13 protein-coding genes are annotated in these 12,685 nt (G+C 39.5%); 12 read left to right on the top strand and 1 reads right to left on the bottom strand.

Going from position 1 to position 12,685, the window contains the following annotated elements; translation table 11 throughout:
* Positions 1–4: 4 nt before the first annotated feature.
* From OCV57_RS13370 to OCV57_RS13315, 12 genes are all read left to right on the top strand, one after another.
* On the top strand, positions 5–310 hold the full coding sequence (locus OCV57_RS13370; RefSeq protein WP_117893661.1) for a helix-turn-helix domain-containing protein: 306 nt from the start codon (positions 5–7) through the stop codon (positions 308–310).
* On the top strand, positions 303–1,229 hold the full coding sequence (locus OCV57_RS13365) for a conjugal transfer protein TrbL family protein (protein WP_267301956.1): 927 nt from the start codon (positions 303–305) through the stop codon (positions 1,227–1,229). The genes OCV57_RS13370 and OCV57_RS13365 overlap by 8 nt, the downstream gene beginning before the upstream one ends.
* A 74-nt stretch (positions 1,230–1,303) precedes the next feature.
* Positions 1,304–2,002: a hypothetical protein gene (locus OCV57_RS13360; protein ID WP_256322724.1), complete on the top strand. Its 699-nt coding sequence runs from the start codon at positions 1,304–1,306 to the stop codon at positions 2,000–2,002.
* 72 nt (positions 2,003–2,074) lie between these two features.
* On the top strand, positions 2,075–2,341 hold the full coding sequence (locus OCV57_RS13355) for a hypothetical protein (protein ID WP_267301954.1): 267 nt from the start codon (positions 2,075–2,077) through the stop codon (positions 2,339–2,341).
* Complete coding sequence (locus OCV57_RS13350) at positions 2,342–2,923, top strand: hypothetical protein (protein ID WP_267301953.1); 582 nt, start codon at positions 2,342–2,344, stop codon at positions 2,921–2,923.
* Entirely contained in the window at positions 2,913–4,748 is a 1,836-nt protein-coding gene (locus OCV57_RS13345) for a VirB4 family type IV secretion system protein (RefSeq protein ID WP_267301952.1), read from the top strand. The genes OCV57_RS13350 and OCV57_RS13345 overlap by 11 nt, the downstream gene beginning before the upstream one ends.
* Positions 4,749–4,804: 56 nt before the next feature.
* Positions 4,805–4,999 carry a hypothetical protein gene (locus tag OCV57_RS13340; protein ID WP_138337397.1) on the top strand — a complete coding sequence of 65 codons (195 nt, stop codon included), beginning with the start codon at positions 4,805–4,807 and terminating at the stop codon, positions 4,997–4,999.
* Positions 4,999–5,982: a hypothetical protein gene (locus OCV57_RS13335; protein WP_267301951.1), complete on the top strand. Its 984-nt coding sequence runs from the start codon at positions 4,999–5,001 to the stop codon at positions 5,980–5,982. The genes OCV57_RS13340 and OCV57_RS13335 overlap by 1 nt, the downstream gene beginning before the upstream one ends.
* A 20-nt stretch (positions 5,983–6,002) precedes the next feature.
* A complete protein-coding gene (locus OCV57_RS13330; protein WP_267301949.1) occupies positions 6,003–6,239 on the top strand; it encodes a DUF6103 family protein in 237 nt (78 codons plus the stop codon).
* A 290-nt stretch (positions 6,240–6,529) separates the two neighbouring features.
* Positions 6,530–6,997: a hypothetical protein gene (locus tag OCV57_RS13325; protein ID WP_267301947.1), complete on the top strand. Its 468-nt coding sequence runs from the start codon at positions 6,530–6,532 to the stop codon at positions 6,995–6,997.
* Between the two features lie 89 nt (positions 6,998–7,086).
* Positions 7,087–7,803: a sugar phosphate nucleotidyltransferase gene (locus OCV57_RS13320; protein WP_267301945.1), complete on the top strand. Its 717-nt coding sequence runs from the start codon at positions 7,087–7,089 to the stop codon at positions 7,801–7,803.
* Between the two features lie 183 nt (positions 7,804–7,986).
* Complete coding sequence (locus OCV57_RS13315) at positions 7,987–9,108, top strand: glycosyltransferase family 2 protein (protein ID WP_267301943.1); 1,122 nt, start codon at positions 7,987–7,989, stop codon at positions 9,106–9,108.
* A gap of 86 nt (positions 9,109–9,194) precedes the next feature.
* Here OCV57_RS13315 and OCV57_RS13310 read toward each other — a convergent pair whose 3' ends face one another.
* On the bottom strand, positions 9,195–12,593 hold the full coding sequence (locus tag OCV57_RS13310; RefSeq protein ID WP_267301942.1) for a hypothetical protein: 3,399 nt from the start codon (positions 12,591–12,593) through the stop codon (positions 9,195–9,197).
* Between the last annotated feature and the right edge of the window lie 92 nt (positions 12,594–12,685).

Here is a 12,685-nt window from a genome sequence, read left to right as displayed (position 1 = left end):
CGAATTGATATTACCGAGAAGAATTTACGATTTAGGCTTGTCTCATAAGGCAGTATCGGTATACTGTTATCTGTGCGGACGAGCAGACAAAAACGGAGAATGCTACCCCTCAGTGGGTCGAATTGCAGAGGATCTAAGCCTGTCAACTTGCACGGTGTTTCGGGCATTTAACGAATTAGAAAAGCGTGATCTATTGGAGCGGTTTCCACGTTATCATCCACAAGGCGGTCGGAGAAGTTCGCTGTATCGAATAAAGGGTGAGATAACTAAAACAAATCGTTCCAAGAAACGAGGTGGCAGCGTTGTTTGATTGGATAAGTGACGCCATAGACTGGATAGGCGACGGAATATCGTCGCTTTGGGATAGCACGGTAGGGTCAGCTGTGGACGCAATTACCGACGAGATATGGGACATCATGTTCAATTGGTTGTTCAATCTCATTTACGGGGCGGTAGCTGATTTGTTTGAATTCATAAACGAAAGCACAAGCGATATTTTTGCCCTGTCGTGGGTGCAGTCGTTCATATCGCTGTTTCACAGCCTTGCCTGGATGCTGTTTGTATGCGGAATGATAGTTGCGGTGTTCGATACGGCGATAGCCTACGAATCGGGGCAGGCAAACATCAAAAACACCTGCATAAACGTTCTGAAAGGGTTTATGGCGGCGAGTCTGGTGACAGTTGTTCCTCAGCGTCTGTACTCGCTTTGCGTTGCTCTTCAAGGGACTTTCTCTTACGAGCTGTTAGGCGGTTTCATAGGGGCAACTTCATCAACTGTTGCAGGCACGGGACTTTCGGTCATAGTCGCTCTTGCCTCTGATGTATCGCTGTTCAGCCTGTTTTTCATAATTCTGTTCGGCTACTGCACGGTGAAAGTTGTGTTTGCAAACATCAAGCGAGGCGGAATAATGCTCTGTCAGATAGCTGTTGGGAGCTTGTATATGTTCGGAGTTCCGAGGGGCTACATTGACGGCTTTTACAGCTGGTGCAAGCAGGTCATAGCTACTTGCCTGACGGCGTTTTTGCAGACAACGATCTTGTATATCGGACTTCTGACGTACACTCAGCACCCATTGCTTGCGGTAGGGATATGTCTGTCGGCTAACGAAGTGCCGAGGATAGCTCAGATGTACGGGCTTGATACCAGCGTAAGAGTCAATATGATGAGTGTTAGTCATACTGTTTCTATGGGGGCTAAAGCTGTTGGCTTGATTAAGGCAAAAACATAATCTTGCATTCAGAACTGCAAATTGACAGAAATGTGGATTTATGATATAATAATATTGTAGTGAGGTGAAAGATTATGGATAAAACAATAATTTATCAAGGACAGATTAGTGGATTTCCATTGTTTAAATTTCAGACCGCAGATATAATTGAAAAAATACAAAAAGGTTCATTTTATATGAATAGCTTAAAGGTATATAGAGATCGATATCAAACTAGTGGAGATGAAGAAATCGGAGATCCTTTTGAGGGAAAAATTTATGTTAATAACGCTCAATTGATTATCCCGGAAAAGAGTATAATTGAACCATGTAATAATCAAGTTTTTTCAACTCCAAATGAAGATGATTTTGTATTTTGTATGTTTGGGATCAATCCGCAAATTCATAAATCATTTTGTTTTAATGAAGATCAAAAGAAAAAATGGTTAGAAATTTATGACACAGCGTTAATTATTAAGGATCAACAAGAGTTTTTTAATCGAATAAAAAATAAAGCTTTAGAAATGAATATTGATATTATAGGTGACTTTGTGAATTATTACGATGATTCAATAAACGATGTAACCCCATTTATATGTAGCTTATTAAAAGGCATACGAAATTCAGTATTTCATAAAAGGAAAAAATACGCATACCAACAAGAATATCGATTTACTATGGTTAATAATAAAAAATCAGATAACTTTGAAATGAATATAGGAGACATTAGTGATATATCAACTATACTTCCTTTGGATAAATTTTTAAATGTAGAAATCTATCCTCACGAGTAATTATTGTAAATACAGTCAAGCCTAAAAACTTGGCTGTATTTTTATGCAAAGAAACGGAGCGTGATAACAAAAATGAAAATCTACATCTACCCCGAAAACCTGAGAGCAAGCGTAAAGCTGTGGTTCTGGAACGTGCGTGATTTTATCATCATATGCAGCGGAATTATTCTGTCTGTGATAGTGCTTGTGAATCTTTGGAACATTATCCCCTTTGCAGTTACAGCCTGCTATGCTTTTGTGACTGTAAGAGCAGATGAAATGTCGATAATGGACTATCTTTTTAACGCTGTGAAGTTTTTTCTGACTTCGCAGCAATTGTATTTATGGAGGAAATTTTAAATGACAAAGAACAAAAACAGCGTTCAGGGCTTGATAGGTCTTGAACGCTTTACTCGTTTCGGTGTAAAGACCGATAAGGCTGAGATAGCATTTTTCAGCGTAGAGCCGACTAATATTTCCGTGCTGTCAGCAGCTAATATCGACGTCAAAATACATCATCTTATGATGCTGTTAAGCACTATACCCGACCTTGAGATACTTGCTCTTGACTCCTGTGAATGTTTTGACTCAAACAAAATGTATGTGAAAAAGCGTTTGCAGACGGAGCAGAACGAGGCGGTCAGAAAACTGCTGCAAGCTGACTATGATTTTCTCGACGAGATCCAACTTGAAATGTCCTCTGCAAGACAGTTTGTGTTCGCTTTAAGGTTCAAACGTGAAAAGTACGAACAGATCTTTAACACCATCAACCGAGTGGATAAAGCGATTTCCGAACACGGATTTGCAGCTCGGCGAATGAGCAAATCTGATATCAAGCGTATGCTTGCACTGTATTTCGGAACGAGTATTTCAGGCGATGAGATACCCGATATCGAGGGAGAAACCGAATTTGATTTGGAGGCGAAAACAAATGAGAACTAAAAAGCAGAAGAAAAAAGAACTGTCTGATGAGCAGCTTGAGATAGTGGAAGCAAAGGACTTTTTCGACCGCACCATGCCGAGCGTGATCCGCTTTTACACCGACCACTACATCTGCGGAAACTTCTACAAGTCCTGCTGGGCGGTGACGGAGTATCCGCCAAGTACGGAAGAAACGGCTATACTTGCTCACCTTGCGGACAGGAACGGTGTAACGCTCCGTATCTACAACCGCCTTGTTACAAGCATGGAGCAAAGGAAGATCGTTCAGCAGGCAATGAGGAAAAACCATATGATGACCACCACAAATGACGTCAACGAGAGCATAAAGGCTCAGAACAACATTGACGATGTGGTAGAACTGCTGTCGGAGCTTAGAAGGAACAAAGAACCCCTCCTGCATACGGCCGTGTTTATCGAGCTAAAAGCAAGTACTGAGGACAAGCTGAAAGAACTGCAAGCCGATATTCAAATGGAGCTTACACGTTCCAAAATATCTGTTGACCGTTTGCTTTTGCGGCAAAAAGAGGGGTTCTTGTCTGTTCATCCTGCAGGCAATAACGTGTTTGCAAGTCAGTTTGAACGTGTTCTTCCTGCAAGTTCTGTGGCTGATCTTTATCCGCTGAACTATTCGGGCAAGACCGATGAAAACGGATTCTATATCGGGCGAGATAAGTACGGCAGCAATGTGCTTGTAGATTTTGATAGGCGTACCGAGGACAAGACAAACAGCAATATCCTGATCCTCGGCAACAGCGGTCAGGGTAAGTCGTATCTGATGAAACTGCTTTTATGCAATCAGCGTGAGGCAGGGAAAAGTGTTCTGGTCTTAGACCCTGAACATGAATACGAAGATTTATGTTCAAACCTTGGCGGAACGTATATCGATATGATGTCGGGAGAATTTATGATAAATCCTCTTGAACCGAAAGCGTGGTCAGACGGAGAAAGGTCCACAGATGACAGTCCGGAAACCTTCCGAAAGGTCACAAGGCTCAGTCAGCACATCAGCTATCTCAAGGATTTTTTCAGAGCGTACAAGGACTTCACAGACGCAGAGATAGATACGATCGAAATTATGCTGATGAAGCTGTACGCAAGATTCGGCATAGATGATTTTACGGATTTCAGTACGCTGAAAAGCGAGGATCATCCCATGATGTCAGATCTCTATGACCTTGTGGAAAAGGAGTTTTACGCTTTTGATAAGTCTAAAAAGCAACTTTACACAGAAGAAATTTTACAGAACATCTGTCTTGGACTGCACAGTATGTGCAAAGGCGCGGAGAGCAAATATTTTAACGGGCACACCAACATCAAAGACAGCGAGTTTATCTGTTTCGGAGTGAAAGGTCTTATGGATACAAACAAGCGGCTGAAAGATACGCTGCTGTTCAACATTCTAAGCTACATGAGCAATCAGCTTTTAGGGCGCGGAAATACTGTTGCGGCAGTCGATGAGTTATATTTATTCCTTACAAATATGACGGCAATCGAATATATTCGCAACGGTATGAAACGTGTGCGTAAAAAAGAGTCCTCGTTTATTCTGGCAAGTCAGAATATCGAGGACTTTCTGCTGCCTGAGATAAAGGAATTTACCAAGCCGCTGTTCTCTATTCCGTCACATCATTTTCTGTTCAATCCGGGAAACATCTCGCCCACAGCATTTATTGACACCTTACAGTTGGAAGAGTCAGAGTACAGTCTTATCAAGTATCCCGAAAGAGGAACTTGTCTGTATCGGTGCGGAAATGAGAGGTATCTGCTGCAGGTCATTGCTCCTGCTTACAAGGCGGGTTTGTTTGGTTCGGCTGGGGGAAGATAAAACTGTTCCCAACAGGTGTAAAATTTGAGTTTGACTACAATAGGAGGTCGATAAAATTGCAGAAGAAAAAATACGGCATATGGAAAACACGTTATGCTGAGAACAGCAGAAATATTTTTGAGGATTGGGTTCGTCATAACGGCGAGCCTATTTTGTTTGCAACGGAGCGTGGTGCACTGGAATATATGCACGGCATAGAAATGAAAACGCAGGGTGCATTTACTGAATTTGAAGTTCGTGAGGTGATCTGATGTCGGCAGCAGTTGCGGTGGCGGTGAAAAAGATAGCCATATATATTCTCGGAGATGAAAACAAGCGTGGCAAGCTGTTTGTGGCAGTCGGCAGTATCATCGCCGGCTTTCTGGGGCTTATGTTCCTGCCTATTGCTGTGATCTCAAGTATTGGAAGTATGAATATTGAACAGCCTGACATAGACAAAAGTCTGTTTACGGAGTCGGCTTTGTTTGAAAGTCTGGACAGCGAACAGCAGGCGGAGATAACAAATATCCAAAATCAAGGACAGGCAATAGAGTACGCTATGGCAAATGCAGGGGTGAGAGATCAGACGATCAAGGCTCAGCTGATATATATGTCATACTTTGATGAAGTGCAGAATTTTAATGCTGAGTCATATGCTGATCTGTTTGTCGTTGCTCCAAATGACAGTGATTTAATTGCGGCGATAAACTCAACTTACGGTTTGGATATTGACTATGATGAGTTTGTCCGCACATACACTTTTGTGATGAACAGCACCATAAATGCGTTTATGTTTACTGATACAGGCACGAAAAATTGTGCTGATCTTGCGGCTTGGGCTGATAATGCTTACATCTCAGGCTGGGGATATATGAACGGTTTTATTGGTGAAAGGAATGAAACTGACAGAATACGTTATGCGGATAATGCAGGGCTTGTGCTGGGATATCTGAACTACAGTCCGACCGATAAAAAGTTTGATTCCGATTACGATACTCTTGTTTACACAGAGCAGGGTGGTATAGATACTATGCCTGAAGTTGTCGGGATAGGGTTGTTTGACGGAAGTCAGCACGGAATTTATGTTGGAAACGGCGAGGTGATCTACAGTTCGGAAAGCCTTGGATATGTCACTAAAGAAAATGTTTCAAACGGCAGCTGGACAAGCTGGTGTACCTATGATGGAGTGACTTATCCTCAGGAGGTGACTGACGCTATTCAAAGTGTGAATGAGGACAGCTCATCAGAAAATTAATTTTATTGGAGTGTGATAGGTTGAAAAAATCAGTTACGGTAAATGTAAACGAGAAAAAGCTCTCGGCGATAGAAATGTATCTGGAGCAGAAGAACACAACTCTTGCGGCTGAGCTTGAAAAGTATGTGGATCAGCTTTACGGCAAGGTCGTTCCGCAGAATGTGAGAGATTTTATTGATATGATGTCTGCGAAAAAGCCTGCGAGAAAGCCGAAGAATCTTGCTCCTGATGAATCGGAAAAGCAGTCCGAGCAGTAATTCGCCACGGTTCGCACCGTGTGCCCTCGTGTGGCGTTTTCAGAGCATGAGTGGGGTAACTTTACCCTAAAGTCAATCGAGGCAGATTTGGGGCGATTTGTTGCAAAGTTTGAGAATGGCAGGGATCAGATGATTTCGGGTGGGTTTGAGGGGCATTTAATATATTGCTGGTTAAAGTTTTGGCGTCAAAGCCGCCAAAACATTCACATCGGACGAGCAAAGCTCGCCGATTTTGCGAGGATTTACAAGCATTGAAAAAATGGAGTCAAAAAAGGAGGTTTGCGAAAATCATGGAGTCAAAAGTACAAAAAATGAAAAAAAGCACCGATATTGCAGAAGAAAACGATGGTGTCACAGCAGAAAAAATCAAGTTTCCGCTGTATGTATTTCCCGAAACGATGAAAACGGTCGATATTTTATACAAGTCGGACAACTGCTCGTCTCGCACGGAGTTTATGGAAAAGGCAATCAGATTTTACTGCGGTTACCTTTTGCAGAACAAGCCCGAGCTTGTTGATTATCTTGCTCCGCAGCTTGCAACGCTCACGGAGGGAATTGTAAAAGGCACGGAACAGAGGCTGTCCCGTGCCATGTTTAAGGTTGCTGTTGAACTGGGTGCTATATCGCATATGCTTGCGGCGGTCAATGATATTGATGATGAAACAATGGTGAAGCTTAGGGCTATGTGTACTGACGAGGTCAGAAAGATAAATGGGGTTATTAATTTTGAAAGGGCGGTGAGGTATCAGAGAAATTGATGATAAAATTAGCTCATTGTATCTTTTAAATTGATATGATGAGCTGTTTTTTATCAAGTGGTGATAACTATAAATTATCGGAGGTTAAAATGCAGCAGATAATATTAGCGGCAGGCAAAGGCACAAGACTTAATATGCCAGTCACGAACAAATGCCTTGTAAAGGTCTCGGAAAAGGCTTTGATTGATTATAACCTTGAGCTAAGCCATGAGATCAACGCAAATGAAATACTGGTGATAGTCGGTCATAATAAAGATTCGCTTATAAATTACATAGGATCGTCGTACAATGGTATCCCCGTTAAATATATCGAACAACAGCCTCAGCTTGGTATTGCACACGGTATTATGCAAGCGATTCAGAATATAAACGGATCGTTTCTTATGTGCCTAAGCGATGAACTCCTGGTTCGGCATCAATTAAGCTTATTTCTCAAGTTTTTCAGGGAAACAGAAGCCGATTGTGTATGCGGTATAGTTAAAGACAGCGATGAAAATATTGCCAAAGCCTATACTGTTGAAATTAACAATCAAAAATTGATAACAAGAATTGTTGAGAAGCCTGAATATATGTTCAACCAATATAAGGGTACCGGTTACTGCTTGATGCGCCAGACTATGCTGGATGTTTTACCAAAGCTTAAAAAAAATGCTCAGAGAGGAGAATATGAAATGGGAGATTGGATACGTCTTGCCATCAATCAGGGAAAAAAGTGCTATGCCTTTGAAATAGGCGAGGCAGATTTTAATGTAAATGAACAGACGGACATTTATGAGGCTGAAAATTATATTCTATCAAGTCAATGATTAAACGGCATACGTATTGTGAAGTTAGTTTTTTGTTAAACAGTACAGAAATTTTCACAGACATGCTCACATATATTAAGACATTTACTTACAATACGACGATAAATATGCAAACAAAATGTGTGCATGGCTGCTATGTTGAATTTAATCAATGATTTCATAAAAAGGAGGTATAAAATTAGTATGAATCAAAGTATAATAATGCCATACCATAGAAATAAGGATATGCTTAAGTATACTACAGCGCAGCTTGAGAAATATATTGATTCTGATGTTGAGATCATCGTAGTAGGAAATAACGCAGACAAGAGTGAACTTGACGTTGAACTCTCCTCAAGGATAAAGTTTGTCAAGGTGCCCAGATCAATGCTGTATTCTGAAACAGTAAACATGGGTGTCGACATGGCTAAGGGAGACATAATCACTTTATGCGACCAGGATATTTTTAGCTTTAGCAACTGGTATATTCCATTGATCAAAAAGCTCGAAAGTGATAGTAAAATCGGAGCGGTAAGTCCAAAACTGATCGAACCGTCAAGCAGCCGGATAATTGATTTTGGTATAGAATATTCAAAGAAACATATAGTACATACTCTAAGAGGTCACAAGAGCAGTTATCCACTCGCATTGTGCGACAGGTGTGTCACATCCTCCACAAGCGCAGTTCTTATGACATATAAGTCATTGTACAACAGCGTTAACGGTATGGACACAGATATGCCGTACTGTTGCAGCGACTGCGATATTGGTCTTAAGTTTCTTGAACAGGGATATGAAAACTGGGTGGTGGCGGACTCGGTTGCCTTTCACCGCGGGTCAAGCTCTCCGTTAAACGGAAAGAAGCTGAGTTTCGATCATTTGAGGGAGGAATCGCATATTATGTTCTGGCGTAAAAATACCGGAAATCCTTTGTTTCCTACAGTCGGAAGAGATATAAAGAGTTCGATCGAATATATTGATTCGACCAGAGGAATAAAGCCGCTGTATACGATGATAAATCTGTCAACTACTTCTGAATATGAATGGTATAAGAATGCATTCTCTGAATATGCTCAATGTGATATTTCAGATATCCATTCTTACAGATCTGGTCAGGCTAATTACAGAGATTCTTTACAGATCTATGATGTTGTGCCTTATTCTTTCATGGAATATTCTACTCCATTGATCTACTTCGTTGATTATTTTCCGTCGCTCAAGGATAACAGAATCTGGCAGGAGATGAGAAACATTGAAAATGATCTTATCTACGATATAGCAGGCAATGTAGTATTTTTGCAAGATGTAATCAACGGAGTTTGCTAGCATAGTTATCAGGACATCATGGCAGAAAATGCGTCTCATGATGTCCTTTTATTTCACAAACTGATATGGAATGAACTGCCTGAAGCTTAATAATAAAAATTTATTTTGTCTTTGGTAGATATAGGCGCAGTGGTCATAAAACTTTTCCTAATCTGTTCAAGCTTTTTTTTGTTTGCAGTCAGTACGTCATCGGTCGAAGAAAAAAATGCAGGGTGTTGATCACTTTCGAGATCAAGTGTGATTGCGCTTTTATAAAGAGAGCGGAGCTTTATTGCGGAATCTGTTAGTATGCATCTGTACTTTTCCCTGTGTTCCGGATTTCGGGCAGCGTAGGTATACATTTCTTCAAAATGTGATTTTGCTTGCTGATGTTCATTAAGACAAAAAGAGTAAATAAAGTAATAGTACATTATCTCGAATTTATCGGAGTTGCCAGAAAGATCATCTATTACGCTTAATTGACTCAATAGCTGACCGGTATTTTCCGTCATATTTAAAGCGATCATACAGATAAATCTGTATTTCAGATATCGCTTTTTGAAGAAGAGATGATAATTAATATCGTTATTCTGTTGAAGATACTCCAGCGCTTTTTCTGAAGTCGACAAAGCTTTTTTAAAATCCTGTTCTATGCACATATGCTGCAACTTCTTTGATAAAAAATTCGGCATGAATTTCTTTTTTTGATAAACAGTTGTTTTCCTGAATGCGTCAAAACCGTTATTCAGCGCTAATAACAGATCTTGCCGTTTATCAGGGTCTGATATATAGAGATTTGCTTCGTCAAAGTAGTTTTCAAACTGTATATCCCAGAACCCGTATTTATTACATATTTCTTCAGATTTATAAAGCATATCGATTCTTTTGAAGGGATCATTTTCTATTTTACCGCAGACAAACATTCTGTTTTTTATATATGCACGAGCGTATAACAAATTTTTTTTCAGCATATCGTCCAGATGAATGATGCGGTCAATAACACGTTCAAACTCTTTATAAAGCGTCAATACATCGTTATACTTGGACAAATGCATCTTGTTTTCAGCATTATGAATATAAAACGAGAATAATTCCTTTAGCACTTCCGAATCGTTATGCTTTATATTCTTGACACGTTTATAGGCTCGCTCAAAAAGATCCTCTGCTGTTTTGACTCCAATATGATCGCTGACATAATTGCACATAATGTTGATACGATTCAGCATCAGCGGAGGCTTATCCTCCAGATGGGATAAACAAGCGTCAAGATATAGTTTAGCAAAGGGGAGTTTATGTCGGTTTTGCAGATCGTCGATATGGTACAGATCAGTCTTGACAAGTTCATCAAATTTCATTTTTCCGCATGCAAGTCTGCAAAAATCTAAATAGCAGCGCGGCATATACAACCGTTTATTGTCTGTTAAATCTGAATCTATGATCCTTAGTGAAACAGTTTTTAAAAGATCGTTATAAATGACTGTTGACAGGCACTCAAAGCTGAGGTCATGGTCAACGGAATAGCTTGGAAACTGCGATGAACCACAGTTTATTATTATACCATGATTGCACAGGAGACCGATGGGCTCGGATTGAAGTTCAAATGCGTCTATATGTTCGTTTTCGATTCTTTCAAACAAATATAATACTGAGAAAATAAGCTTGAAAGCTTCGGCCTGACTCGAGTGTATCTCTAAAAACTTTTCATAGTTGAATTTGAAAAGCCTTTCATATTCTGGAGGCACCTTATTCATGCATTTTATCAATCGCTCAGTATCAGGTACGAATCCTTTTTGCTCCCTTAATACAACGCATTCTTGGGTGACAAGGTAATCCGCTATCTGTTCCAGAAGCTTGGGATTTAGTATGTGTTTGCCTTCAAGTATTGATTTAATCTGATTATATTGGGGAAATTTACTCAGTCTTAACTTTGAAGCAAGGAATACCATAGCCTGTTCGACGCTATTGAAGCCCGATATCTCTTTGCAGTAAAATCCTGAGGATATGTTCTTGCCTGTCAAAGACATGAAGTTTCCAATAAACTCAGTAAATTCATTATTGTAGATCAATTCAACATTTATCGAAAACAACAGCTTGACATCTACACTACGGGTACAATTTAAGAAGTAACTGATCATTCTTTCAAAGAAATCTATCAGCATGGGAGAATACGACTGAAAGTTGTCAATAATAAGCGCATATTTTTTATTCCGTATTTTTTCAAACAGGATATTATACAGATCAACGAGTCGGCTCTCATCGTTTTTCTTTATTGCAGACAAAAGAGAATAAACGCTTTTGTTCTCAAGACTTTCATTAATGTGGTCAAAAGGAGTATTGGTTTCTATTGTACAGATCATGTCTAACACCATATCTTCAGAAACGGAGAAAACACAATATGTAATTTCTTTTATAACATCCATCCAGTTTCTACCGCTATCAAAACCGGTGAAATCCAGCACCTTATAATTTTCCACCATAAGATCGCGGATACATTCATATAATATCCTTGTTTTACCGCAACCGCCCTTTCCGTAGATCAAAGCCCCGGACAGAGGATTTTCCGCACATATCGAATGGATATCAGATATTATTGATTCAAAGTTTGTACCTATTAAGGGTACTATATGCCCCTCTTTGCAATTATATAATACCTCTGGTAGATTATCATTGACCGGTTCAACTATGTCATCGTTTTTGCACTTTGCAGTAATTACGGGGAGCTTTATATTTTTTTTGCTTTTTAGCAAATTGGCCTTTACAGAGAACATAACCAACTCATTTTCATCCATAGTTACTGATATGTTGGTTAATCCATATAAACGATAGTATGATTTATCAGGACAAGATGTTTCTGCTGATACCGCAATTGTCCTGCCTTTTCTGTTGATTACCAAGCAATAAATGTTATAAATCTCGCCGACTACCAGTTCGCAATTTTTATCCAGCTCATAAAAGCCGTTGAAGTTTTCAGTCGAATACAGCCTGGAATGCTTTTCGTTAAAATTTTTTATGTATAAGCTGACGTCCATCATAGAAGGCGCTGTTTTTATTATATCCTCTACTTTATCTGGAAAATGCTTTATTATCAGATATTCCAAATTTACATCATCATAGATAAATGCACGTTTTCCATGTCTGTTTGAATATATGCCGATTTTTCTCAGCAGGTTTTGATTCAGCGGTGAATAACTAAAAAACAAAAGGTAATCTATATCATACAGATCTGCCATAAATAATGTTGGAGAAAGCGCTTTCATGCTCAAATTTGAGTTGTAATTCTTACATTCAGCCCACCATCTTCTGTTTTCACTATCAACTGCCCAAAAATCTTTCGATCCGTCATGAGTCTCTTTCGTCGGATTAAATATAATATTCCTTTCCGGAAAAAGTTTACACAAGAGTTCTTTAACTAAATTTTCAAAGCGGATACCCTTATTTATTTTCTTTTTATCACTAAACTTTTCTAACAGCTCTTGCCATTTATCCGCTTCATTAAAATATCGCATTTTTCCTCCGATAATTTATAGTTATCACCACTTGATAAAAAACAGCTCATCATATCAATTTAAAAGATACAATGAGCTAATTTTATCATCAA

The sequence above is a fragment of the Hominimerdicola aceti genome, assembly GCF_025567495.1.
Classification (GTDB): domain Bacteria; phylum Bacillota; class Clostridia; order Oscillospirales; family Ruminococcaceae; genus Hominimerdicola; species Hominimerdicola aceti.
The sequence above is the reverse complement of the archived record's forward strand: the minus strand, read 5'-3'. Positions and strand labels throughout refer to the sequence as shown.